This window comes from Agromyces mediolanus (assembly GCF_014648575.1).
Classification (GTDB): domain Bacteria; phylum Actinomycetota; class Actinomycetes; order Actinomycetales; family Microbacteriaceae; genus Agromyces; species Agromyces mediolanus.
This window is the reverse complement of record NZ_BMRJ01000002.1, coordinates 474,118-499,617: the sequence shown is the minus strand read 5'-3', so window position 1 is coordinate 499,617 and position 25,500 is coordinate 474,118. Positions and strand designations below refer to the sequence as shown.

The 25,500-nt window shown below is 73.5% G+C and carries 14 protein-coding genes; 4 read left to right on the top strand and 10 right to left on the bottom strand.

Annotation, left to right across the window (positions count from 1 at the left end):
• Positions 1 to 84 precede the first annotated feature (84 nt).
• Positions 85 to 7,092, bottom strand: coding sequence for a DUF5979 domain-containing protein (locus IEY71_RS12135; RefSeq protein WP_189085582.1), 7,008 nt, complete (start codon positions 7,090 to 7,092; stop codon positions 85 to 87).
• A 114-nt stretch (positions 7,093 to 7,206) separates the two neighbouring features.
• Between IEY71_RS12135 and IEY71_RS12130 the strand changes: the two genes are divergently transcribed.
• The gene (locus IEY71_RS12130) at positions 7,207 to 7,968 is read left to right on the top strand and encodes an SGNH/GDSL hydrolase family protein (RefSeq protein ID WP_189085581.1); all 762 of its coding nucleotides are present in this window, start codon (positions 7,207 to 7,209) and stop codon (positions 7,966 to 7,968) included.
• Between the two features lie 15 nt (positions 7,969 to 7,983).
• Here IEY71_RS12130 and IEY71_RS12125 read toward each other — a convergent pair whose 3' ends face one another.
• From IEY71_RS12125 to IEY71_RS12105, 5 genes are all read right to left on the bottom strand, one after another.
• The gene (locus IEY71_RS12125; RefSeq protein ID WP_229781716.1) at positions 7,984 to 8,892 is read right to left on the bottom strand and encodes a hypothetical protein; all 909 of its coding nucleotides are present in this window, start codon (positions 8,890 to 8,892) and stop codon (positions 7,984 to 7,986) included.
• Positions 8,893 to 8,971: 79 nt separating this feature from the next.
• Positions 8,972 to 9,463: an FBP domain-containing protein gene (locus IEY71_RS12120; protein ID WP_189085580.1), complete on the bottom strand. Its 492-nt coding sequence runs from the start codon at positions 9,461 to 9,463 to the stop codon at positions 8,972 to 8,974.
• Between the two features lie 67 nt (positions 9,464 to 9,530).
• Positions 9,531 to 10,859, bottom strand: coding sequence for an aminotransferase class V-fold PLP-dependent enzyme (locus tag IEY71_RS12115; protein WP_189085579.1), 1,329 nt, complete (start codon positions 10,857 to 10,859; stop codon positions 9,531 to 9,533).
• Between the two features lie 101 nt (positions 10,860 to 10,960).
• The gene (locus IEY71_RS12110) at positions 10,961 to 12,352 is read right to left on the bottom strand and encodes an NtaA/DmoA family FMN-dependent monooxygenase (RefSeq protein WP_189085578.1); all 1,392 of its coding nucleotides are present in this window, start codon (positions 12,350 to 12,352) and stop codon (positions 10,961 to 10,963) included.
• A 408-nt stretch (positions 12,353 to 12,760) separates the two neighbouring features.
• Complete coding sequence (locus IEY71_RS12105; RefSeq protein ID WP_189085577.1) at positions 12,761 to 14,722, bottom strand: DEAD/DEAH box helicase; 1,962 nt, start codon at positions 14,720 to 14,722, stop codon at positions 12,761 to 12,763.
• An 89-nt stretch (positions 14,723 to 14,811) separates the two neighbouring features.
• Between IEY71_RS12105 and IEY71_RS12100 the strand changes: the two genes are divergently transcribed.
• The 3 genes from IEY71_RS12100 to IEY71_RS12090 all read left to right on the top strand — a co-directional run bounded on the left by IEY71_RS12100 (position 14,812) and on the right by IEY71_RS12090 (position 18,030).
• The gene (locus IEY71_RS12100; protein ID WP_189085576.1) at positions 14,812 to 15,801 is read left to right on the top strand and encodes an endonuclease/exonuclease/phosphatase family protein; all 990 of its coding nucleotides are present in this window, start codon (positions 14,812 to 14,814) and stop codon (positions 15,799 to 15,801) included.
• 67 nt (positions 15,802 to 15,868) lie between these two features.
• Positions 15,869 to 17,416: a glycosyltransferase gene (locus IEY71_RS12095; protein ID WP_189085575.1), complete on the top strand. Its 1,548-nt coding sequence runs from the start codon at positions 15,869 to 15,871 to the stop codon at positions 17,414 to 17,416.
• A gap of 50 nt (positions 17,417 to 17,466) precedes the next feature.
• On the top strand, positions 17,467 to 18,030 hold the full coding sequence (locus IEY71_RS12090; RefSeq protein ID WP_229781715.1) for a GIY-YIG nuclease family protein: 564 nt from the start codon (positions 17,467 to 17,469) through the stop codon (positions 18,028 to 18,030).
• Positions 18,031 to 18,055: 25 nt separating this feature from the next.
• On the opposite strand, the gene IEY71_RS12085 is transcribed toward IEY71_RS12090, so the two are convergent.
• The 4 genes from IEY71_RS12085 to IEY71_RS12070 all read right to left on the bottom strand — a co-directional run bounded on the left by IEY71_RS12085 (position 18,056) and on the right by IEY71_RS12070 (position 25,428).
• Positions 18,056 to 18,202 carry a hypothetical protein gene (locus IEY71_RS12085; RefSeq protein WP_189085574.1) on the bottom strand — a complete coding sequence of 49 codons (147 nt, stop codon included), beginning with the start codon at positions 18,200 to 18,202 and terminating at the stop codon, positions 18,056 to 18,058.
• A 274-nt stretch (positions 18,203 to 18,476) separates the two neighbouring features.
• A complete protein-coding gene (locus IEY71_RS12080; protein ID WP_189085573.1) occupies positions 18,477 to 18,653 on the bottom strand; it encodes a hypothetical protein in 177 nt (58 codons plus the stop codon).
• A 17-nt stretch (positions 18,654 to 18,670) separates the two neighbouring features.
• Positions 18,671 to 19,579: a hypothetical protein gene (locus IEY71_RS12075; protein WP_189085572.1), complete on the bottom strand. Its 909-nt coding sequence runs from the start codon at positions 19,577 to 19,579 to the stop codon at positions 18,671 to 18,673.
• A 173-nt stretch (positions 19,580 to 19,752) separates the two neighbouring features.
• Entirely contained in the window at positions 19,753 to 25,428 is a 5,676-nt protein-coding gene (locus IEY71_RS12070; RefSeq protein WP_189085571.1) for a CLIPPER-2 domain-containing protein, read from the bottom strand.
• Positions 25,429 to 25,500: the final 72 nt, after the last annotated feature.

Sequence of the window (25,500 nt, the reverse complement as noted above, 5' to 3'; positions counted from 1 at the left end):
CGGGCAACTCCGGTACTGACCCAGGGTTGCCCGACTTTCATCAAGTCGGGCAACCCTGGGGTGGAATGGTGAGCTGCGCGGCGGTCAGCGCTGGCGACGGCGCCGGACCAGCGCGATCGCGAGCACCGCCCCGCCGGCGAGCAGGATGCCCCCCGCGACGAGCGCGAGCGGCAGCGCGTCGAACCCGGTGCGGGCCATCGGCGGCGGCGCGTCGAACTCGTTCACGACGTCGATCCGCACCACGTCGCCTGAGCCGACGATCACCGAGGCCGTGCGCGGGTCGTCCGCGTGCGGGGTGAGCGTCGTGCGGGCGGCACCCGCGGCATCCGTCTCGACCAGTTCGCAGGCCGTGCCCGTCGGCAGCTCCTCGTACACCGTCGTGAGCGAGCTCGCCTTCGAGAGCGTGCGGGTCGCCCCGCCCGGGATCTCGATCTGCACGCCCTCGCCGCCGTCGTCGCGGACGCACGTCAGTTGCACCGTGAAGCTGCGGTCGGCGGCCGCGGCCGCCCCCGAGCCGGTGACGGTCTTCACGACCTCGATCGAGCCGAGCTCGAAGACGTTCGTCACGGTGAAGCTGCGCTCGACGCCGGGCTCGACGACGAAGGTCCCGCCGGGCTCGCCCTCCTCGTCGGTGATCCGCACCTCGTTCGCGCCGCCGGTGCCCGTCTCGCTGAGCTCGCACTCGGCGCGGGCGGGCAGCGGCTCGTAGTCCGCCTCGTAGCCGTTCGCCGCGTTCAGCACCCGCTCCGGGCCGCCAGGGATCTCGACCGGCACCGGCCCGCCGTCGAGCGGGAGCGTGCAGGCGAGCGAGACCGTGAACGGCCCGGCCCCGTAGCGCTCGGCGCCGTCGCCCGTGCGCTCCTTCACGACGTGCAGCGAGCCGGCGAGGAAGGTGTTCGTCACCGTCACCTCGACGGGCTCCTCTCCGCCCACCGTGAACGGCCCGTCCGGCGAGATCGCGACCTCGTCGGCGAGGCCGGGGTCGGGCTCGGTGACAGTGCAGGACGCGCCGGCGGCGATCCCGTCGACCTCGGTCGTCCACTCGCCCTCGGGCGTCGGCAGCACGAGGTCGCCGTCCCAGACCGTGCGGACGCCGGACTCGTCCGACAGCACGCACTCGAGGTGCAGCGTGAACGGCCCCTGCCCGAAGTCCTCGGCGCCGGGGCCGACGCTCGCCTTCTCGATGACGACGCCCGCCGTGTCGAAGACGTTGTCCGTCACGACCTGCACGGTCGGCACGCCCTCGTCGAGCGGGGTGAGGCTGACGTCGACCCGCGGGCCCGGTCCGGTCTCGGGTGCGCCGTCGCCCACCGTCACCGTGAGCGTCGTGCTCGCGGCCCCCTTGTCGTCGGTCTCCTCGACGGCGCACTGCGCCCCCGCGGGGAGCCCGGTGAGCTCGATCCGCTCGCCGTCGGCCAGCTCGACCGCCATCGGCTGCCCCGCCGGGTAGCCGTCGGCGACGACCTCCTCGCCGAGGTAGCTGCAGCTCACCTCGAAGGCGAAGGGACCGTAGGCGACCGGATCGCCGTGCTCGTCGACCGCCGCGCTCGTCACCTGCTTCTCGAGCGCGAGACCGGCGAGCTCGTAGACGTTCTCGAGCTCGACGAGGCCGACGGGGTCCGTGTCGCGGCCGACGACGGCGGTGGTCGAGGAGGAGCTCGTCTCCCCGTTCGCGCCCGGCACCTCGCTGAGCTCGCACTCCGCGCCCCACGGCAGGTCCTCGACGGTCTGCACCTCGTCGGCGACGAGGGTCAGCTCGATCGGCGGCAGCACCGTCTCGACGGGCGTGCCGATCGCCGAGGTGCAGGTGAGCTGCACCTGGAACTCGTCCGGCGCGAACGCCGCGCCGTCGCCGCTGACCCGCTTCACGACCTCGAGCGGCCCGGTCGCGAGGGAGACGCCGACGCGGCGGCCCTCGCTCGGCAGCACGCTCGACGAGCCCGAGCTGCCGCCCATCGCCGCGGTGTTCCACGCGATGGTGTCGGGCCCGGCGGTCGGCGAGACTGCGGGGCTGCGAGTCTGGAAGGTGAAGTCGACCTCTTCGCCGGGCTGCAGCTGCGCGCTCGTGAACAGGAACTCGACCTTGATGCTCGTCACCGACGCCGGATCGAGCGAGTCGATCGGCACCCACGCGCCCGGCGGGCACGTCGCGCCCGGCGAGCTCAGCTCGACGGTGCACGGGTCCGCGGCGGTCGTGCCGTAGACCGTGAACGAGTCCGGAATCCGCGATCCGCCGACGGACTGCGGCGTGACGTTGCCGACCCACAGCGGCGTCCACTCCGAGCCGCGCGGCAGGCTGACGTACGCGCCCGAGTCGCCGGGCGTCGGCAGCCGGTCGATCGAGATGACCCGGTCGGCCGGGATCGTGCCCGTGTTCTGGCCCGCGACGAGCCAGGTCTCCGTCGTGCCAGGCTTCGTCACCGGCACGCACGGCGCGCGGTAGAAGTCGGCGACGGCCGGCGTGCAGGCGGCGCTCGCCGAGGGGTCGTCGACGTTCTGCACGCCGAGCCCGTCGTCGGCCTTCACGAACTTCGCGGCCCGCAGCGCCCCGACGTTCGCGGGGTACACGACCGTGGTGTCGGAGCAGTCCTCGTGCGGCCCGGCGGTGCCCTCGCAGAAGTCGAAGGGCCGGTCGGCGGTGACGTCGACGGCGTTCGTGATCTCCTGGCCGGCGGCGACGCCGGGCCGGAACATGAGCATCACGGTGATCGTGTACGTCTGGCCGGGTTCGAGCACGGTGCCGTCGGGGAAGCGGAACTCGATCGTGCTGCCGTCGGCCGCGACCGTCGTGGTGACGTCGTCGGGGTCGGTCGGCATGGGCGAGCCGTTCGCCGGGTCCGGGGCGTCGCCGTCGAGGGTGTACGCGTACGGCGAGCCCGAGAGCTCGGGGTCGAAGACGAGCAGCGGCTCGCCATCCTGCATCGGGATGCGGTCGACGATCACCGGGTTCGAGATCGGCCCGGTGCCGCTGTTCACGACCTCGAGCGTGAACGGGATCGCCGCGCCCGGCTCCTGCACGCCGCGCGGGCCCTTCGTCACGACGACGGACGTCTCGTAGTGCAGGTAGCGGGCCTGCGCCTCGGCGTCGTCGCTCTTCGTGTAGAGCGGGTCGCCCGAGCCGTTCTCGAGGAAGGAGTTCGCGGTCGCCTCCACCCGGTTCGTGAAGGTGCCGAGCTCGGTCTCCCCCGGCGCCGGCGTGTTGCCGTCGATCACGAGGTCGGTGCGCACGTCGCCGCCGCTGCGGAACTCGAGCCGCCGCTGCACGAACAGCGGCATCTGCTGGAGCGGGTTCGCCGGGTTCTCCCACTGCGCGCCGTCGGCGCGGCTGAAGGTGAAGCGGAGGCCCTGCACGTCCTCGGGCTGCACGGCGGCGGGCAGCTGCGGGGTGGTCCCCGGGCTGCCCGTCACCCAGCTGCCGCCGGTGCGGGTGAGCGAGCCGTCGGGCTCCGCCGTGAAGGTGGCCCCCGTGAAGGCATCCACCTGCACCCGAGTGATCGGCGAGGTGAGGGTGAACATGGGGCCGAAGTCGACGAAGTCGAAGGCGTTCCAGAACGTCGCCTCGTCGTCGGTGACGACGAGCTCGGACGCGCGGGCGGAGCCCGTCGGCCGGGCCGTGAGGTTCATCATGATCGGGTCGCGATCCGCCTCGACCTGCGCCTGCGGCGAGAAGCTCTTGCCGGCGATGACGCCGATCTCGAGCGCGACGAGCCGCATCTGCGCGTCGTCGTCGTCGGTCACGCGGTGCTGGTCGTTCACGCCGCCGAGGTCCTCGACGGCGCTCTGCGCGACGTTGTGCACGGGCGAGTCGGCCGCGGTGACCGGGGCGCCACCGTCGCGGTGCGTGGCGCGGAGCCGCAGGTCCATGACGAGCCTGGTGTCGGCGCCCGAGGCGATGCGGCCCTCGTGCACGACGGCGATGCCGGCCACGTCGGCGAGCTCGGTCGGCGACATGCCGGTCGCGGTGGCGATGCTGACCTCGTCGACGGCCCCGCCGGCCCGCGTCAGCTGCACGGTCGCGGTGACGGTGCCGCCGGGCACCGAGATGCTGACGATCCGGCGCAGGTCGAAGGTGTCGAACGCGCTCGGCCCGGTCTGCGCGGGCGAGGGGTCGCTCACGCTCAGCGTGTCCACCTGGGCGACGGTCGCGTTCGTGCCGATGATCGTGACGCGCCCGCTCGGGTAGTCCTCGGGGGCGGTGCCGGCCGGCGGGATGCCGATGGGCCCGCCCGACCAGCCCTTCGTGACCGTGGTGTTCAGCGGCCGGTCGATGATCGAGATGACGTCGGCCGCGGTGTCGCGGATGACCTGCTGCTCGTCGACGTAGCCGGTCGCCGAGGCGGTGTTGTTCACGTCGCCCGCGGTGTCGGTGTTGTAGAAGCGGGTGCCGAGCACGGGGTCGGGGTCGCTCGACGGCACGCGGGCGAGGTCGCGCAGCTCGAAGACGAGGTCGAGGGCGCGGTCGTTGCCGCTCGAGCGGGCGACGCCGGTGCCGGGCAGCGGGGCGTCGATGGGGGCGTCGGATGCCTCGCGCGCCTCCGGGTACTCCTCGAACACGAGTCGGACCCCGGTGGTCGAGGCGCGCTCGGCGTCGCTCAGCCGGTAGCCGGGGAAGACGCCGGCGCAGGCGTCGCCGACGCACGGGTTCGTCTCGGTCGGCACCCAGGCGGAGCCGTTCCAGAGCTGCACGGCGGCCACCCGGTCGTAGCGCAGCCAGGGGTCGGCCGTGATCTCGGGGATCTCGACGAGGTCGAAGGCCTGGAACACGGAGGCCGCGACCGCGGCGTCGTCGGCCGGCGGGTCGGCGGTGTCGGCGACGATCACCTGGTCGAGGTTGGAGTAGCCGCCGGTCGACCAGTGCAGCCGGGCGGTCGCCTGCTCGCCGCTGCGGGCGATCACGACGGGCGGGACCGGGTCGATCCACTCCTTGTCGATGAGGTCGCCCGTGCCGCCCTCGCCGGGGATGAGCTCGATGCTCGGGCAGGGCTCGGGCGTCGTCGCCTCGGCGGGGTCGACGCCGGGCGCGGTCGCCCCGGCCGAGGCGCAGTTCGGCACCGGCTGGTCGCTGCCCGCCGCGGGCCCCGAGCCGTCGCGCAGCTGATCGCGCAGGGCGCTCGTGAAGTTCGGCTGCACCGTCGTGCCCGGCGGGAAGCCGTTCGGGTCGTCGAACTGGAACCGCAGGCCGCCGATATCGTCGCGGAGCTCGGGCGGCACCGTCATCGAGAACGGGTTCGGCGTCGTCACGTGGTCGGCGCCGTCGAACACGACCCACTGCTGCTCGGACACGCTCCAGTAGCTGACGGTGAGCGTCGCGCCCGGCGGGATGTCGGTCTTCGTGATGGCGACGACGTCGAAGCTGTTCCACCAGCCGGGGTCGGGGATGGTCTCGGGGTCCTGCACGACGATCTGGGTCGCCGAGGTCGTGGACTCTGGCTTCAGCAACTGCGTCGGCAGCTGCACGGTCGCGAGCTCGCCGGCGACCGAGGGGATGCTGCCCGGGTTGATCTTCTTCGTCGTCTCGAGCGCGAGGATCTTCTCGAGGATCGTGAGCCCGGCGGTGTCCTCGTCGGTGGCGGTGGCGCCGCCGGACTCGCCCTCCACGCCCACGGTGTTCGGGATCGTCATCGGCCCGACGAGCGCGGGGTCGGTCGCGACGCCGAAGCGGATGCCGGCTTCGGCACCCTCCGTGATGGTGCCGGTGTACTCCACGGTGAAGCCGGCGACGGTCTTCGCGGGGTCGGGCGCGGGCGGGTCGACGCCCTCCGCGAGGTCGTACACGGGGCTCGTGGTGCCGTCGTCGTAGCGGTAGACGAGGGTCGCGGCATCCGCGCCGGCCGGCCAGCCGATGGGCGCCGTGAAGCCGTCGAAGGCGGCATCGCTCGTGAAGTCGCCCGTGGCCGGTTCGGTCACCGTCATCCGGTCGAGCTCGGTCTCGCCGCTGTTCTTCGCGACGATGCCGACCTCGCTGGGCTCGCCCGGCAGCACCTCGGCCGGGTCGAAGGCCTTCTCGACGTCGACGACGACGGGATCGAGCACGATGCGGTAGTCGTCGCTCGCGGTGCCGCGCTCGACATCGTCGCCGCGGCCGACCTCGCTGGCGGCGGTGTTCTGCACCGTGGTGGGCTCGGTGAGCCCGTCGACGGCCTCGCCCTGCACGAGGGTCGCGGTGACGCCCGCCTGCGCGCCGGGCGGGATGGTGGCCTCGCCCGAGGAGCTCGTGAACTCGACGCGGAAGCCGCCGGCGTCGGCCGCCGCGGGGGCGGGCGGCGGGTTGGGCAGCGCGGGCGCGGTCGCGGGCGGGCCGGGCACCCAGCTCGAGGTGGCGGGGTCCCAGTAGGAGAGCACGGCCGTGTCCGCGCCCTCCGGGTACGTGACCGCATCGACCGACTGCAGGTCGAGCAGCTCGAAGGCGCCCGGCTGGCTGGGGTCCGCCGGGTCGCTGATGACGAGCCGGTCGACGGAGCCGTTCGAGGTGTTCGTGCCGCCGAGCACGGCGGTGAGCTCGGTGCCCGGAGCTGCGACGGCCGAGGGCGGCTCGATGGTCTTGGTCGCCTCGGTGGCGAGCTCGAGGTCCACGACGGGGGTGACGGCGATGCTGCCCTGGGCCTGGTCGGCGTTCGTGGCGCTCGCCGTCGCGGTGTTCGTGATCGGCTGCCCGTTGAGGTCGTACGGCATGGGGTCGGGCGCCTGCACGGTGATCGTCACGGTCGCGGTGGTGTTGTCGAGGAGGCCGAGCCGGCCGTCGCCGAGGTCCTGGGCGAAGACGACCTCGACGTCGCTGCCGTCGATCGTCGGGGTCTGGGCCGTCGCGCCGCTCACGGCCGCGGAGACCGGCACGAAGGGGGCCGGCACGGCGTCGCTCAGGGTCGCGCCCTCGCAGCCGGTGTCGGTGATCGAGGAGCACGAGACCTGCACGGTGTAGCTGAAGGTGTCGCCCGGCCGCACCTCGGTGACGGAGGCCTGTTTGCGCACCTCGAGCACGCTCGTGGGCGCGGCCTGGGCGGGCATGGCCCCGAGCGGCACGGCGAGCGCGGCGCCCACCGCGATGGCGATCCCGCCAGACAGGATCCTCCGAATGCGTCGCGACACGGCCATGACTCCCCCTTCACGCCGAGGCAGCCGGCCGGTCTTCGCCGGCCAGCGGCGCCCTCGCTCATTCAACCGGACCAGTGGGTCCGCTGTCGAGGGTTCGGCGAGTACCGTGGAGGCATGTACACGAGCTACGCCGCCATCGGCGACAGCTTCACCGAGGGCGTCGGCGACGAGCTCCCCGACGGCTCGGTGCGCGGCTGGGCCGACTTCGTCGCCCTCGGGCTCGCCGCCCACGCGCGCGAACCCGTCCGCTACGCGAACCTCGCCATCCGCGGCCGCAAGCTCGGCCCGATCATCGAGGAGCAGGTGGAGGCGGCCATCCGGCTCCGCCCCGAGCTGATCAGCTTCAACGGCGGCGGCAACGACATCATGCGCCCGCGGATGGACGAGGCGGCCGTCGCCGAGCGCTTCCGCGAGGCCGTGCTGCGCATCCGCGCCGCGGGCGTGCACGTGCTCATGCTGAGCGGCGCGAACCCCAGCGACCACCTGCCGATGGGCCGCATGATGGACTCGCGGGGCGCCCGGCTCACCCGCGCGCTCGCCGACGTGGGCGAGCTCGACGGGGTCACCTTCGTCGACAACTTCTCCGACCGGGGCCTCCGGGACATCCGGTACTGGTCGCCCGACAAGCTGCACCTGAACTCGCTCGGCCACGCCCGCGTCGCGAGCAACGTGCTCACCGCGATCGGCGTGCCCGTGCCCGCCGAGTGGGGCGTCGAGGAGGTCGCCGCGGCGCCGGCCGGCCCGCGCAGCCGCAACACCGCGGCGTACTACCGCGAGTTCGTGCTGCCGTGGATCGGCCGGCGCCTCACCGGGCGCAGCTCCGGCGACGGCCGGACGGCGAAGCGGCCCGTGCTCGAACCGTTCTCGCTGCCCTGACCGCCGCGGACCGGATCAGCGGATGGCCCGCCGCCACCCGCGCGCCGTCGTGACGAGCTCGCGGAAGCCGAGCCCGGTGAGCCGCTGCAGCGACTCGGCGTCGTCGGCGTCCTCGGCGACGAGGAGCCGGCGCACCTCGCTGAGCTCGAGCCAGGCGCGGGCCTGCGCGAGCAGCCAGGGCAGCGCCGAGGCATCCGCCTCGTCGTCGACGTCCCAGTCGGACAGCTCGGCGATCCCGACGCCGGCGGCGTGCCGCTCCGCGCGCCCGGCGCCGAGATCGAGCTCGAGGGAGCCGAGCTCCGAGCCGTCGCGCTCCGCGGCGAAGCGCACCCCCGCCGCGCCGAGCGTCCGTCGCACGGCGAGGCCCTCCGAAGCGAGCAGCGCGGGGTCGGGGAGCGAGGCGGTCGTCGCGAGCAGCACCGTCTCGGCCGGGCCGTCCCAGACGAAGCCGCCGCGCTCGAGGGCCGCCCGCACGTGCGGCCACGACTCGGGCACGCCGTAGACGCCGGGGAACGGCAGCTGCCCGTCGGCGTAGGCGATCCGGACGTCCCAGGCCGCCAGCTGGGCGAGGCAGGCGCGCAGCAGGGCGTCGGCCGCGGCATCCTCCTCGGGGATCACGAGGAACCACTGCACGAGCCCGGCGCCCCGGTAGTCCTCGCTCACGGCCGGCCGGTCGGCGAAGCGCTGCAGGTGGGCGGCGGCGACGACGCGGTCGAGCTGTTCGACCACGATCGTGACGCGCTCGACGACCCACGGGTCGACGACGTATTCGTCGGGCTGGCGCTCGAGGCTCGCGAGCACGGTGTTCACCGAGACCCGGGCGCCCGGGATCACGGCGGAGAGGTGCGCGTTCACGAGCTCGGCGAGCTGCTCGCGGTCATCGCGTCGAGCGAGACGTGCGCGGGGGACGATCTGCATGGTCATGCCTCCAGAAGGAACGAAGAATGGGAGGCCGCCACGCGATGCGGTACGCCAACACCGTAGCAGAGCTCGGGCGGATGCCTCAGCCGCGCACGTTCGCCACGAACGCGCGGGTGCGCCGGGCCAGGCCCTCGATGCGGCGCAGCGCCTGCCAGCCGTCGCGCACCTCCGCCGGGGCGAGCGGCGCGTGCAGGCGCACGTTCTCCTGGCAGGAGAGGTCGGCGCAGAGGTAGCTGCCGAGCGAGTCGCCCTTCGCCCCCGCCGGCCCCGCCCGCCGCGCCGAGAACAGCGTCACCTGATCGGCGGGCTGCTGCGTGTGGCAGAGGTTGCAGATCGCTGCGCGGTGCCGGGACATCGTGGTCTCGGCCGCGCGCAGCACGATCCCCACCGGCTCCTCGTCGAGGAGCGTCACGAGGTAGCCCAGCCGCCGGTTGGAGCGATCCCGCCAGGCGAGCGCGTCGAGCCGCTCCCACTCGGCGACGAGCACCTCGATCGGCAGCTCGAACTGCTCGAGCTCGGCCGGCGTCGCGTTCACGAACGACTCGCGGATCTCCGCCTCGCTGAGCGCCCGCATGCCTCTCCCTCCGACCCAGCCACCCTACGCCCGGAGCGGCGGCGCAGGCGCAGGCCCCGGCGGCGGCTCAGCCGGCGCGGTGCAGGAGCGCGGGCCGCGGCCGGTCGTCGGAGACCGGCTTCCAGCCGTCGGGGGTCCGGCGGTACTTCGCCCGCGGCCCCTCGGCGACGAGCTGCTCGAGGGCAGCGAGGAAGCGGTCGACCTCGGCCTCGCCCGTGCCGAGGCCGACGCTCGCGCGCAGCCCGTTCGACCGACTCGCGACGCGGTCGAAGAGCGGGTGGGCGCAGAATCGGCCGGCCCGCACCGAGACGCCGTGCTCGGCCGAGAGGGCGGCCGCGAGGAGGCCGACGGAACCGTGCTCGAGCTCCAGGGTGACGATGCCGAGGGACTCCGGGGCGTCGTCGAACGCTCGGATGCGGCGCACCCCGGCGATGCGCTCGATCCCGGCGCCCAGCCGCTCCGCGAGCGCCGCCTCGTGCGCCGCGCGCGCCGGCTCGCCCAGCCGTTCAAACTCGGCGAGCGCCGCGGCGATCGCGGCCGCGCCGAGCACGTTCGGCGTCCCGGCCTCGTGCCGTTCGGCGCCGGTCCGCCAGGCCACCGCGTCGAGCGCGACGTCGGCGACCGCGCCGCCGCCCGCGAGGTAGGGGGCCGCCGCGTCGAGCCAGTCGGCCCGGCCGACGAGCGCTCCGGCGCCGTACGGGGCGTACGCCTTGTGGCCGGAGAAGGCGAGGTAGTCGGCGCCGGACTCGGCGAGGGAGACCCGGCGGTGCGGCAGGAGCTGCGCGGCGTCCACCGCGAGCCGGGCGCCGTGCGCGTGCGCGAGCTCGGCGAGCCGGGCGATGGGGAGCAGCTCCCCCGTCACGTTCGAGGCGCCGGTGACGGCGAGGAGGGCGGCGGGACATCGGGCGAGCTCGGTCCCGAGGGCGAGCAGCGTCGCCTCGATGCTCGGCTGCGCGACGACGACGCGGCGGCTCCACCAGGGCAGCAGGTTCGCGTGGTGCTCGAGGTCGAGCACGATCACATCGCCCGGCACGGCGCTCGCGAGCAGGTTCAGCGCGTCGGTCGTGTTGCGGGTGAAGACGACGAGGTCGTCGTCGCGGGCCCCGACGTGGCGGGCGACGGCCGCCCGGGAACCCTCGACGAGTTCCGTCGCGAGCTCCGAGGCGTAGCCGGTGCCGCGGTGCACGCTCGAGTACCAGGGCGTGATCTCGGCGACGTGCTGCGCCACCGCGACGAGCGGCGGCGCGGAGGCGGCGAGGTCGAGGTTCGTGTGCGGCACCCGGTCGCCGCCGAGCACGGGGACGACGAGCCCGCGGTCGGCGAGCTCGGCGAGCGGCATCAGCGGGGACTCCGTCGCCCGCGCCTTCCGTTCCGCCACCGTGCTCGCTCCAGTCATGCGGCGACGCTACGACCGCCCGGCGGCGCCCGCCAGCGGCCAGGTCACACGCCGGAACGCGGCGTCACACGACGTCATGCGTGCCGGTGGCCGCCGCCGGCTCAGCCGTGCAGCGCCCCGAGCGCCGCGTGCACGCTGTCGGGGCGGGCGAGGCCGAGGTGCTCGCGCAGCGTCGTCCCCTCGTAGGCCCGCGGCAGCAGCCCGCGGCGCTGCAGCTCGGGCGCCACGAGCGAGGTGAACGCCTCGAACTGCGACGGCTGCACCGCGGACAGCACGTTGAAGCCGTCGACCGCGCCCGCGTCGCCCCAGGCCTCGAACTCGGTCGCGACGTCCTCGGCGGTGCCGACGATGATCGGCGCCGTCACGGCCGCGGCGACCACGAGGTGGCGCAGCGTCGGCGGGCGGAATCCCGCCGGCGTGCGGCCGGTGCGCTCCGCGACGATCTCGACGAGCTGCTGCCCGGCCTGGCCGAACTGCGCCGCGACCGCGGGAGTCACCGCGAGGTCCGGCGAGACCCCCTGCAGATCCACCCCCACGAGCGGCGAGAGGCTCGCGAGGGAGCGCTCGGCGGGGAACCCGGGCGGCGGCCCGTCCGGCCAGTCGTCGACGAGCCGGACGAGCTCCGAGAGCTCGTCGGCGATGGCCTGCGCGCCCGCCCGCGTCTCGGCGACGATCGGCAGCACCGGGGCGATGACCTTCAGCGTGCGGTCGTCGCGGCCGGACTCGAAGGCGAGCGCCCGCAGCTCCTCGCGGACGGTGACCGCGTGCGCGAGGTCGTCCGCCGCGACGAGGGCGAGGTCGGCGCTGCGGGCGGCGATGAGCCGCGAGGCCGGCGAGGCGCCCGAGCGGACGATGGGCGGATGCCCCTGCACCGGCCGCACGGCGTTCAACGCGCCGTCGACCCGCAGGTGCGTGCCGTGGAAGCGCGCCTCGTGCAGGCCCGCCGGATCGAGGAAGTCGCCGGTCGAGGCATCCGCGACGATCGCGTCGTCGTCGAAGGAGTCCCAGAGCCGCTTCAGCACCGTCTCGAACTCGACGGCCCGCTCGTAGCGGCTCGGGTGCACCCGCTCGGCGTCGAGTCCGTGGTTGCCCGCCGCCCTCGCGTCGGCGGTCGTGACGAGGTTCAGGCCGACGCGTCCGCCGGAGAGCAGCTCGATCGACGCCGTCGCCCGGGCGACCGAGTACGGGTCGGCGTAGCTCGAGTCGACCGTCGCGATGAGCCCGATGCGCTCGGTGACGGCCGCGAGGTGCGCGACCGCCGAGAGCGGGTCGATGCGGGCGAGCAGGTACGGATCCCGGTGGGCGAGCTCGGGCCCGGTCGAGAGCCAGTCGCCGAAGAACAGGTGGTCGAGGCGGGCGCGCTCGGCGAGCCGCGCGGTCAGCCGGAGCACGCCGGCGTCGCCCCGCGGGTCGCGGTGCGCGCCCGGGTAGCGCCAGCCGGAGGGGTAGGCGCCGAGCGCCCGCACCATGGCGCCGATGATGAGCCTCGTCATGCTGCGCCTCCCCCGTCGCCCGCCCGGTCGAAGGCGGCGTCCCGGCCCGGATCGGGGCCGTCCCGACGACGGTAGGGGCGGCCGGCGGCCCTCGCGAGCCCCCGCCGACGCACGGGGTAAGACGGCGCAACACGCGGCCACACAGCCGGCCCCGGCGCTCAGCGGATTCGCAGGAAGCGCCGCGTCATGTTCGTCGCGGCGGGCCGTCTCTCAGTCGAGGCGGGTGCGCAGCGGATCCCCCGATCCTGTGCGCCCGTTCGCCGCGAGAGCCTGCTCCGGCGGCGACCCCCGGGCCCCGAGCCCGGGGGCTCCCAGCCTCGAGCGCCAGCCGGCCCAGCACCCCCAAACAACGAGTTGCCCGACTTTCAGGAAAGTCGGGCAACTCGTGGTTCTGCAGCGGGCGGCGGCTCAGTCCTCGCGGCGCCGCGAGCTGTGGCGCGGCTTGCGGGGCGGCGGGCCGCTCCGCTCCTCGTCGCGCCGGGATCCGCGGTCGTCGTCGCGCCGGCGGCCGCGGTCCGCGTCGCGGTCGAAGCGCTGGGGGCCGCCGCGGTCGGGGCGCAGCTCGATCAGCCGGCCCGAGATGCGGGTGCCCTCGAGCCGGTCGAGCACGTCGCGCGGCAGCTCGGCGGGCAGCTCCACGAGCGAGAAGTCGCCGCGGATCTGGATGCGCCCGAAGTCCTCGCGGCGCAGCCCGCCCTCGTTCGCGAGCGCGCCGACGATCTGCCGCGGCTCGACCCGGTGCCGGCGGCCGACCGCGATGCGGTAGCTCTGCAGCTCCCCGGCGTCGCCGCGGCGACGGCGCTCGGGCCGCTCCCGGCCGCCGTCGCGATCGTCGCGGTCGCGGCGCTCGCGTCCGCGGTCGTCGCCGTCGCGCTGGCGTCCGCGCCGCTCCTCGTCGCGCCGGCCGCGCTCGAAGCGGGGCTCGGGGTCGGGCTCGAGCAGCAGCGGCGACTCGCCCTGGCCGACCACGGCGAGCGCGGCGGCCACGTCGACCTCGGGCACGTCGTGGTGGCGCACGTAGTGGGCGATGATGTCGCGGAACGCCTCGATGCGGCTCGTCTCGTCGAGGGCCGCGGTGATGCGGTCGTCGAATCGGGCGAGCCGGGTCTCGTTCACCTCGTCGACGCTCGGCAGCGGCATCTGCGCGATCGGCTGCCGCGTCGCCTTCTCGATGCGGGCCAGGAGGCCGCGCTCGCGCGGCGTGACGAAGCTGATCGCGTCGCCCGTGCGGCCGGCGCGGCCGGTGCGGCCGATGCGGTGCACGTAGGGCTCCGAGTCGGTCGGGATGTCGTAGTTCACGACGTGGCTGATGCGGTCGACGTCGAGGCCGCGGGCCGCGACATCCGTCGCCACCAGGATGTCGAGCGCGCCCGACTTCAGCTGCTCGACCGTGCGCTCCCGCTGCGCCTGGGCGAGGTCGCCGTTGATCGCGGCGGCGGAGAAGCCGCGGGCGCGCAGCTTCTCGGCGAGCTCCTCGGTGGCGTTCTTCGTGCGGACGAAGACGATCATGCCCTCGAAGTTCTCGACCTCGAGGATGCGGGTGAGGGCGTCGAGCTTCTGCATGTGCGAGACGACGAGGTGGCGCTGGGTGATGTTCGCCGAGGTCTGCGTCTTGCCCGCGACGCGCACCTCCTCCGGGTCGTGCAGGTACTGCTGCGACATCCGCCGGATCATCGCCGGCATCGTGGCCGAGAACAGGGCGACCTGCTTGTCGTCGGGGGTGTCGGCGAGGATCGACTCGACGTCCTCGGCGAAGCCCATGCGCAGCATCTCGTCGGCCTCGTCGAGCACGAGGTAGCGGATGCCGGAGAGGTCGAGCGTGCCCCGGTCGAGGTGGTCCATGATGCGGCCGGGCGTGCCGACGACGACGTGCACGCCGCGGCGGAGGGCGGAGAGCTGCACCCCGTAGCCCTGCCCGCCGTACACCGGCAGGATGTGCACGCCGGGCAGGTGCGCGGCGTAGCGCTCGAAGGCCTCGCAGACCTGCAGCGCGAGCTCGCGCGTCGGGGCGAGCACGAGCGCCTGCGGCTCGCGCACGTCGAGGTCGAGGCGGGCGAGGATGGGCAGCGCGAACGCCGCCGTCTTGCCGGTGCCGGTCTGGGCGAGGCCGACGACGTCGCGGCCTTCGAGGAGCAGCGGGATCGTCGCGGCCTGGATGGCGGAGGGGGTCTCGTAGCCCACGTCGTCGAGCGCGGCGAGCACGGGGCCGTCGAGGCCGAGCGCGGCGAAGCCGGAGGGCGAGGCGGGCTCGGCGGGGGCGTCGGACGGGGCGTCCGCGGGAGCGTCGACGGCGGACTCCTCGGCCTCGGCAGTACCGGCGGTGGGTGCTGCGTCGGCCGGGTCGGGCGTCGGGAAGTCGTCAGAGGTCACGCTCCAGGGTAGTCCTCGCAGGATGTCCAGCGCCTGTGCAGCTCGAGGCGGTACGGTCGGAGCCAGGTCCCCCACGGCCGTTCCCCACTATGACGCGCACGCTTCCCCAGCCCCCAGCCACGTCGGCCGCCGCGCCTGCCCGCGGCCCCGATGCGCGGCGCGGGCTGGGCCGCCGCCGAGCGGTCGCGGTCCTGGCGCTCGCGTTCACGGCGGTGGTGCTGCTCGGCCTCGTGCCCGGCTTCGTCGGCTCGGCGGTGTCGACCGCGCTGCCCTGGCTCGGGCTGCTGCTCGTGCCGCTGCTCGTCGCCGCGCTCGCGGTGCGTGGCCGCACCTGGCTCGTCGCCCTCGTGCCCGCCATCGCCTGGGCGTTCGCCGTCGGCCCCTCCTTCGCCTGGCTGCCCGCCTCGGACGGCGTCGGCGCGGCGGACGCCGCGGAGGCCCCGGCCGAGCTCGTCTTCGCGAGCCAGAACGTCGAGGCTCTCTCGGGCACGGCGGCCGACTCCGCGACGACGCTCGTCGCCGCGGGTGCCGACGTCATCGCGCTCACCGAGCTCGAGGGCGACGCCAGGGCGCAGGCGGATGCCGCGCTCGAGGCGAGCCATCCGTACTCCTACGCGGTGGGCACCGTCGGCATCTGGAGCACCTCGCCGATCTCGAACGCCCGTCCGCTCGAGCTCGGCCTCGGCTGGAACCGGGCGCTCACGGTCGACATCTCGGCGCCGGCGGGCCTCGTCAGCGTCTACGTCGTGCACGCCGCCTCGCTGCGGCCGGGCGCCCAGTCCGACCGTGACACGATGCTCGACGAGCTCTCCGCCGTCATCGACCGCGACGAGAACGAACGGGTGGTCGCGCTCGGCGACTTCAACGCGGCGTCGACCGATCCCGCGCTCGCGGGCATCCGGCGCACGCTGAGCGAACCGGGCCAGTCGGAGCCGTCGTTCGGCTTCACCTGGCCGGCCGCGTTCCCGGTCGCCCGCATCGACCACCTCTTCCAGCGCGGGCTGACGCCGGTCGAGAACACCGTGATCCCCGCCGGCGCGAGCGACCACCTGGCGGTGCTCACGACACTGCGCTACTGAGCGCGACGGGCCGCGGCGCACAGGGGCCGCCCAGCCGGCGCCAAGGCTCCGCCGCTACCGTCGTCGCATGAGCGATCGGGGGGTGGCGGTGCGGACTGCGCCGCAGGTGCGGATGCCGCGGGGGCGGCAGTTCGCGGTGACGTGGGCGATTCCGAGCGACTACGGCGGCATGACGCAGGCGATGCTCGCGCGCTGCGCCTCCTTCGCGCGGCTCGCGGGCACCCCGGTCGACGTGCTGACCTTCGACGCCCACCCCGACGTGCCGGGGCTCGAGGCAGGGCTCCGCGCTCGCGGCGCCCTCGCCGACGGCGTGCGGCTGCGCAACCTGTACGAGTGGCTGCGGGAGCATCCGCTGCCCGGCGGCTCGCTCCGCCTCGACCGCGACGCCTTCACCCCGCTCGGCGAGGCCGAGGCCGACGAGCTGCTGCGCCGCGGCGACCGCGTGATGGCGCGGCTCCGGCACGACGCCGACGGCCGGCTCCTGCAGATCGACCACCTGCGCGCCGACGGCACGCTCCTGCTGAGCGACCGCCGCGACACGAAGGAGCGCGGCGCCCTCGGCGGCCGCTCGGTCGTGCTCTGCGACGCGCACGGCGAGCCGGTGCGCTCGTGGGCGCGCATCTGGCACCTCTACACGGCCTGGCTCGACGCGCTCACGGCCGGCGAGCGCAGCTTCATGATCGTCGACAGCAAGACGATCGCCCCGTTCATGCTCGGCTATCGGCGCAAGCACGTCGTCACGGCGCACGTCGTGCACGCTTCGCACCGCTCGGGCGGCGGCGAGACGCATCCGGTCCGCGCCTCCCGGCGGGAGGTCTTCGACCGCATCGACGAGTTCGACCTCGTCGCGCTGCTGTCGAAGCGCCAGGCGCAGGAGGTCGCCGAGCTCGTCGGCGCCCGCCCCAACGTGGTCGTCATCCCCAACGCGCGCCCCGCCCGCGCCGACGCCGCACCGACGATCGTGCGCCCGCGCGCGGGCGGCGTGGTGCTCGCCGCGCTCACCCGCCGCAAGCGGGTGCAGCACGCGGTGCGCGCGATGGCCATCGCCAACGAGGGGCGGGCGACGCCCGTGCGGCTCGACGTGTACGGCGACGGCGAGTGCCGCGCCGAGATCGAGGCGCTCGCCGCCGAGGCGCCGGGCGTGGTGCTGCACGGCTACGACCCGTCGGCGAGGCAGCACCTCGACGGCGCCTCGTTCATGCTGCTGACCTCCCGTTCGGAGGGCTTCCCGCTCGTCCTCGTCGAGAGCATGGCCGCGGGCTGCCTGCCGATCGCCTACGACATCCGCTACGGCCCCGCCGATCTGATCCGCGACGGGCGGAACGGCTTCCTGGTGCCGGAGGGCGACGTCGCCGGGCTCGCCCGCGCCGTGCAGCGGTTGGAGGCGATGCCCGCCGCCCGCGTGTCCGCGATGCGCCGGCGGGCGATGCAGGCCGCGCGCGACTTCGACGAGGACCGGGTGGTCGCGAAGTGGGCGCTCGAGTTCGAGCGCGCCCTCGAGCGGCGGCGCGCGACGCCGCAGTCCCGGCTGCAGCGGCTCCGACGTGCCGTGTCGCGTTCGCCGCTCGGCCCAGTGCTGCGCACGGTGCTCCGCCCCGTCCGCGCGCGGCGCTGAGCCGGGGCATCCGCGGCGTCGATGTCGCCGGTGCGGCGTACGGTGCAGGCGTGGACGAGCGCTGCGCACTGACGGATGCCTCGGGCGCCCCCTGCCCGACGCCGACGGCGCCCGGTGCGCCGCTCGCACTCTGCGCGGCCCACCTCGCCGTCGCGCTCGACTGGGCCGAGGGCGAGTTCGGCGCGCGCGGGCTGCTGCTCTCGCCCTGCCTCGCCTGCGGCGGCCGGGTGGGCGTGCGCTACCCCGACGGCACCCTGTGCGAGCGCTGCGGCTGGCGCGCCGGCGACGTGCCCGACCGCGAGTTCGGCGCTCCCGTCGTCGAGGTCGTGTACTACCTGCGCTTCGACGACCGCATCAAGATCGGCACGAGCGGGCGGCTGCGGGCCCGGGTCGCCGCGCTCCCCCACGACGAGCTGCTCGCGCTCGAGCCCGGGGGCCGGGCGAGCGAGCGCCGCCGGCACGAGCAGTTCGCGGTCTCCCGCATCCCGGGCACCGAGTGGTTCGAGCGCACGGCCGAGCTCGACGCGCACGTCGCCGCGCTCGCGCTCGGCGTCGACGATCCGTGGGCGCAGTACGACGAGTGGCTGGCGGCGCGCGCCGCCGCGTTCGCCTGAGCGCCGGCCCGCGCCCGCCCCGGACTCACACCCGGCGGATGCTGACGGCCTTCCAGCCCTCGGGGATCTGCGCCTTCGCCGCGGCCGTCGCGGTCTGCTCGTCGGCGCCGTCGGCCTCGACGACGACCGCCTCGCCCGATGACGGGTTCGTCGCGATGATCGTGACCTTCATGCTTTCGACCGTACGTCGCGCCTCCGACGAACGCACGCCTCCATGACCATCGCCGACACGGAAGGCCGCAGGGCTCCCGGCACGGAATAGGCCCGGCTCGCGGTCCGAGACCGCGCACCGGGCCACCCCATTCCGTGCGTTGATCGCTCCCTAGTGCGACGGGTTCATTCCACACCCGGCGGGCGTCGCAGGATAGGGGTTGACAGCGCGGCTTCGAGCGGCATCACCCCGGGCGCCGCCGGCCGGGCCGGCGCGAGATCGCGGCTGCGCCCGACTACACCAAGTTCACGAGCACGATGAATGCTCCGGCGGCCGCGACGATGACCAGCGCAGGTTTCCACCACGGTACCCGCATCGGCTTCGAGGCGGGGCCGTCACGAAACGACGGATTGAGCGGGGCTTCGCTCATGCCAGGCATCTGGCCGAATTCTTGCCTGTGCTGATCGTCCATGGCGGCCACCTTTCGCTCTACGCGCCCGGTCCCTTGACCAACACGATAGTCGTGGGAGCTGCGACAGCGGACCGATTCGTCGTTCCGCTTCTCGCAACGACATGCCCGCTGACTGGTTCACCGGCATTAATCGCGACCGCATCGGTGAGCCGCACAAGGCCTGCCGCCGCGGCGGCTTCCTCAGTTATCCCGCCCGAAGGAGCGAGCGCGACTTGGAGCGACTCATTCGGACCCTCCATGTGCAGACTGAGGCCGTGCGCTGCAAAGCTCGCAGCTTCCGCGCAACTCGAGCCGACATACTCCTCGTCCTGCAGAACGAAGATGCAGGTCTCGCCATCACTTGTCACACCGGACCAGAGTTCACCGCCACCAGTCTCTCCGTATGACGTGAGCGTGAATCCGTCAGTTTGCCCGTTGCGAAGGTCAGCTGCGGTGACGTTCACGCTTGCCGGAGGCTCGATGTTGCTCTCGCTGTCACTCGCGTCCAGCGTTTGTTGCGCCGAACGCCCCAGAACAGCATTTAGGAGCCAAGCCTTGACCTCGATCCGATCGTTTTCCCCAGTACCAGGCAAGAACGTAAACTGAGCCTTCGTCTCCCCGTAGCCACGAGGGCCGTTCTGAGTCGCCATCCCTTGGCCGGTGTTCGAGTATCCGTTGTACCAAGCGACGGTCTTCCACGTGTATCCGTCCGCGCCGTCGATCTTCGCGGAGACACCAGTACGCGAAAAGCTTGTTGCTCCCGTGCTGCGATCCGAGTACCAGGACCCGTTTGGGTTCACCGATTTCGAGAGCCAGGTGTACTCCGCCGCAGAGGCCGGGCTAACAACTGCGCCGATGGCACCGGCCAATGCAAGGCCGAACGCAGCAGCGCCGAGACTTGCCCGCCGCCTTCGGGATGTGTGCCGACCATACGCGTTCCGATCCATCATCGATCTCCTATCGCTGCCCGTGTTCGATTGAGGCAACCCGAACACGGTAACGAAATAAGCCGGACGTTCGGTTTAGTTATCCACAGGCAGCGATCGAACAATTCCCCCGTCTTTTGTCACCAACGTCACGCGAATCTCTGCTCGGTTTTTCCGCGTCTATCCTCACGGCATCACCCCGCACGCCGCCGGCCGGGCCGGCGCGAGATCGCGGCTGCGATGCCCCCGAGGAGCAGGAGCAGCACCGGGACGATCAGCGCGGGCCCGGCGTCGAATCCGCTCCGCGCGAGTCCGCCGGGGCGCGACTCGACCGGGCGCAGCACCGTGGGGACCTCCGCCGTCGAGGGCGGTGCGGCGACCGGACTGCCGCCCGGCCCCTCGGCGGTCGCCGTCGCGGTGTTGCGCAGCGGCGCTCCGCCGAGGTCGTCGGCGACGACCGTGTACGTCGTCGTGCAGCGCATCGACTCGCCAGGCGCGAGCGGGCCCTCCGGGCAGCTCGGCGTCGGCAGCTCGCCGTGACCGGTGAACTCGCCCTCGGCGATCCGGACGCGATCGAGCGTCACGTTGCCGGTGTTCGTCACGAGGAACTCGTAGCGCACCCGTTGACCGGGGGCCGTGATGCGCTCGGTGGCGGCGGTCTTCACGAGGGCGATCGCGGGCGCCGGGTCCTGCGGCACGCGCGCCGAGGACGGCTCGGAACCGGTCGGGTCACCGCCGGGCGGGGTGCCGCGCGCGGTCGCCGTGTTCTCGATCGTGCCGCGGTCGACGTCGGCCTGCTGCACCACGTACTCTGCGGTGCAGACGAGCTGCTCGCCCGGCGCGAGCGGACCCGTGCCCGGGCAGCTGACGTCGGACAGTTCGCCCGCACCGGAGAACGCGCCCTCGTCCACGGCGATGTCGCGCAGCGACACGTTGCCCGTGTTGGTGACGACGAAGGTATACGTGATCGTCTCGCCCGCGACGAGCTCGCTGCGGTCGGCCGACTTCACGAGGGCGATGCCCGGGATCCGCTCCGCCGGGACGGATGCCTCGGACGGGTCCGACTCGAGTTCGTCGCCCTGCGGCGGGGTCGCCCGCGCCGCCGCCGTGTTGTCGATGCGGCCGCGCTCGACGTCGCCCTGGGTCGGCGCGTAGTCCGCGGTGCACACCACCGCCTCGCCGGGCGGCAGCGCCGCCGCCTCCGGCGGGCAGCTGATCGCCGAGAGTTCGCCGTCGCCGGAGAAGTCGAGTTCGTCGATGGCGATGCCGCGGAGGGTGACGTTGCCCGTGTTGCGCACCTCGAAGGTGTAGGTGATCGTGTCACCGACTCGGAAGGACTCCGCCTCGGTGGCCTTCACGAGCTCGAACGAGGGCTCCGGCTCAGCGGTGACGGTGGCGTCCGAGGGCTCCGACTCGACCGGCTCGTCGGCACCGGGCGGCGTGCCGAGCGCGGTCGCCGTGTTCTCGATCGAGCCGCGATCGACATCGGCCTGCTGCACGAGGTAGTCGGCCGTGCAGCGCACGGTGCGACCGGGAACGAGCGCGTCCGCCTCGGCGGGGCAGCGGATCTCGGAGAGCTCACCGGCCCCGGTGAACGACCCTTCGGCGACGGTCACGTCGCGCAGGGTGACGTTGCCGGTGTTGGTGATCGCGAAGGTGTAGGTGATCGTCTCACCCGCGACGAGCTGCCCCGTGCTCGCGGTCTTGCGGAGGGAGAGGCGAGGATCGGGCTCCGCGGGGATGGCGGCGTCCGAGGGCTCCGACTCGACCGGCTCGTCGGCACCGGGCGGCGTGCCGAGCGCGGTCGCCGTGTTCCGGATGGAACCGCGGTCGACGTCGGCCTGCTGCACGACGTACTCCGCGGTGCAGACGAGCTGCTCATCCGGTGGCAGCGCCGCCTGCAGCTCCGCGGGCGTGCAGCTCGGCTCGCCGAGCGCGCCGGCTCCGGTGAACGCGTCCTCGCGGACGCGCACGTCGTGCAACGTCACGTTGCCCGTGTTCGTGACGACGAAGCGGTAGGTGATCGTCTCGCCGGCGACGAGCTCGTCGGGCTCGACGCTCTTCACGACCGTCAGGGCGGGTGCGGAGTCGGTGGTCAGCCGCACCGAGGAGGGCGGCGAGAAGACCCGATCCCCGCGCGGCGGCTGCCCGCTCGCGCCGGCCTGGTTGAAGACCTCGCCGGCGTCGACGTCGGCCTGCGTCACGAGGTACTCGGCCGTGCACCGCAGTTCGGCGCCGGGCGCGAGCGAGGCGGCCTGATCGGCGGGGCAGACGACCTCGGGCGCATCGCCGTCGCCGGTCCACTCGTCTTCGGTGATCAGGACGCCGGTGAGCGTGACGTTGCCCGTGTTCGTCACCACGAAGGTGTAGGTCACCGTCTCACCCGCGACCAGGGTGTCGGTATCGGCGCTCTTCACGAGGCGCAGCGCGGGCGCCGGCTCGGCCGTGACGCGTGCGTCGTCCGGTGCGGACTCGACCGCCGCCCCGCCGGGCACCGTTCCGCTCGCGGTGGCCGAGTTGTCGATGCTGCCGCGGTCGACGTCGGCCTGCGTCGCCCGGTACGTGGCCGTGCACCGCACCGACTCGCCGGGAGCCAGCCGTCGGGCGTCGTCGGGGCAGCTGATCGCGCCGAGCGCGCCGGAGCCGGTGAAGCCGCCCTCGACGACCGAGACGTCGGTGACGGTCACGTTCCCCGAGTTCCGAATGAGGAAGGTGTAGGTGATGAGCCCGCCCGCCGTCATCCGCGCGGGGTCCGCGGTCTTCTCGATCGTGAGCGCCGGAGCGCCGCCGCCGGGCACGGTCGCGTCGTCGGGCGCGCTCGCGACCGTCTCTCCGCCGGGTCGCGTGCCCTCGGCGACGGCGGTGTTCCGCACCCCGCCCTGATCGAGGTCGGCCTGCACCACCTCGTACTCCGCCGTGCAGTTGAGCGATTCCGTCGGCGCGAGGGGCCGATCGGCGGGGCACTCGATCGCGCCGAGCGCGCCGTTCCCGTCGAAGGAGATCTCCTCGATGCGCACATTGCCGACGGTGACATTGCCCGTGTTGGTGACGCGGAAGGTGTACGTCACCGTCTCGCCGACCACGAGCTCGGCGGCGTCCGCGGTCTTCTCGAGGGTGAGCGCCGGCGCCTGCTGGCTCGGGATCCGCTGCTCCGACTCGTTCGCGGTGACGTCCGCGCCGTCCCGTGTGACGCCGGTCGCGGTGGCGGCGTTCTCGATGAAGCCGGCGTCGACGTCGGCCTGCGTCACGGTGTAGTCGGCGCGGCACCACGTGGTGTCTTGCGGCGGCAGGGTGGTGCGCTGGCAGGTGATGGCGGAGAGCGTGCCCGAGCCGCTGAACTCGGTCTCGACGACGGTGATCTCGTCGAGCGTCATGTTGCCCGTGTTCCGAACCTGGAACCAGTAGGTGATGTCCTCCCCGGCGATCAGGGTCTGCGTGGCGGTCGTCTTCCGGATCTGGAGTCCGGGTGCCGGCTGCGTCGGCACGTCGACCGTGGACTCGCCGCCGTCGACGGGCTCGCCCTCCGGATCGGTCCCGGTGACCGACGCCGTGTTCACGAGTTCGCCGCGGTCGACGTCCTCCTGGGTGACGAGGTAGCTCGCGCGGCAGGTCATCTGGGTGAAGGCGGCGAGCTCGTCGCCCGGACAGCTGATCTCGGGCGGCGCGCCGGAACCGGTGAACCGCTCCTCCGTCACGACGAGGTCGCGGATCGTCACGTTGCCCTCGTTGCGCACCACGAACCAGAACGAGATGCGCTCGCCCGCGACCAGGGCCGTGGCGTTCGAGAACTTCTCGATCGTGAGCTTTGGCGTCCGCTCGCCGGTGAGCCGGTGGTCGTCGGGCGCGGAGACGACCGGGTCTCCGGCGGGCGGGGTGCCCGTCGCCGTCGCGGTGTTGTCGAGGCTGCCACGGTCCATGTCGGCGCCGGTGACCGTGTACGTGGCGCGGCAGCTCGTCGATGCGCCGGGCTGGAGGCTCGTGGCGTCGCAGACGGTCGCGGACATCTCGCCGCTCCCGTCGAAGGCGGTCTCGTCGATGCGGATCTCGTCGAGCGGGACCTGCCCGGTGTTCGTGACGGTGAACACGTAGTGCAGGCGGCCGCCCCAGCTCATCGAGGTCTCCTGGGTGCTCTTCTCGAGGCGGATGGCGGGCAGCAGCAGTTCCGTGCACACGCTGCCGGCCTCCCCGCACGCGGGCGTCGGCGGCGGGGCATCCGGGTCGAACGGGGTCTCCGAGGGGAACGCGACGTTGCGCACGCGATGATCGCCGCCGGATCCGAGCACCACCTCGTAGCTGATGGTCACCGTCTGGCCGACGCGCAGCGGCCCCTGCCACGCGATGCGGTCCCCAGAGCGGGCCGGCGGGCCGACCGGCACGCCGTCGATCTCGGCCCGGAGCGAGCCGTCGACGAACGCCGCGTCGTCGAGCACGCCGGTGAGGTCGTCGACGACGACGGCCGGGTCGGCCGCGGTGTAGTCGCCGGTGCCGTCGTTCGTCGCCGTCACCGTGTACCGCACGGTGTCGCCCGGGCGCGAGGCGCCGGTGCCGTCGTGCTGCTTCGCGAGGGTGAGGTGCGGCTCGGTGAAGAACTCGACGGTCGCGCAGGCCGGCGCATCGAGGCCGAAGGTCTGCACGTTCGCGGGGCAGTTCGCGTAGACGACGGGCGAGTCCTCGCTCGGGCCGGGGGCGGGCGAGGTCACCTCGACGGTGACAGTGCAGGATGCCTCGTCGGCGGCGAGCACGCCGTCCTCGATCGTGATGACGCCGGAGCCGGGCGCCGCGGTCGTCGTCGCCGTGCAACTGCCGCCGATGTTCGCGGGGTCGGCGACCACGAGGCCGGCGGGCAGCGTGTCGACGAAGCCCCAGCCGCGCTTCTCGGCGAGATCGTCGGTGTTCGTGACGGTGAAGGTCAGGGTCGAGCGCCCGTTGACCGGCACGGAGCTCGGCGAGAACGACTTGTCCAGCTGCGGGGTGGCGTCGAACAACCGGACCTCGTCGTACGCGAAGTCGTTGCCGGAGCTGCTGCCGGTGAGGTTGCGCATGCGCAGGCTCATCGTCGGGGCCAGGTCCGGGTCGACGAGGTACGAGCTGTCGGCGAAGAAGCGACCGGCCGCCACGTAGGCCCCGCCGTTGCCCCAGCCGCCGGGCAGCGTCGGCGAGGTGTAGTACCGGACCTGGGTGTCGGTGCACGCGCGGATCGGCGTGTTCGTGAGCATCAGCTCCTGCCCGCCTGAGACGAGCGCGAAGGTCAACCGCGAGTTGTTTGCGCCGCCCTGGAAGGTGCAGGACAGTTCGGCGACGTTGACCGAGGCCGTGAAGAACCTCGCGCCCTGCCCTGCGAGGTCGAACTGGGGCGTCTCCAGGGTGATCGCGTTGCTCGGTCCGTTGACGTTGCCCGTCCAGGCCGTGACGGCGTGGTTCGCCCGGCTCTGCGGCGTCGACGCCTCGACTGGCGCGGCCGGGTTCGTGCTGCCGACGACGCCGGCTTCGACCTGACCGAGCACGTCGGCCATGCGCCGCACGTTGTTCTGCGAGCCGTTGCCGGTCGTGCAGTAGCCGGCGGGATAGACGGTCCCGTCGTAGCGGAGCACGACGCCGTTGCACTGGTCCTGCATGACCCAGAACGGATCGGAGGTGTAGCGCTCCCCTTCTGCGCCGACGTACGCCGGCAGTCGGATCGCGGTCGCTCCCGTCGCGTTCTCGAACCCTTCGCGATAGACCTCCTGGGCCGGGCCGGGTACGCCGGGATTGCCGGGCGCGGCGACCGCACCGGAACCGGCCGGAACGACGAGGCCGCCGAGCAGCAGCCCCGCGACGGCCGCCGCCGGCCAGCGCCTCCCCGGCCTGCCGTTTCGCTGAGCCTCGCGCATCTCGCACCCCCTTCGCGCCGGGCGGTCGACCGTCGCCGGACCGGCCGGATGCGGCCGGGTTTCCGTCCCGTC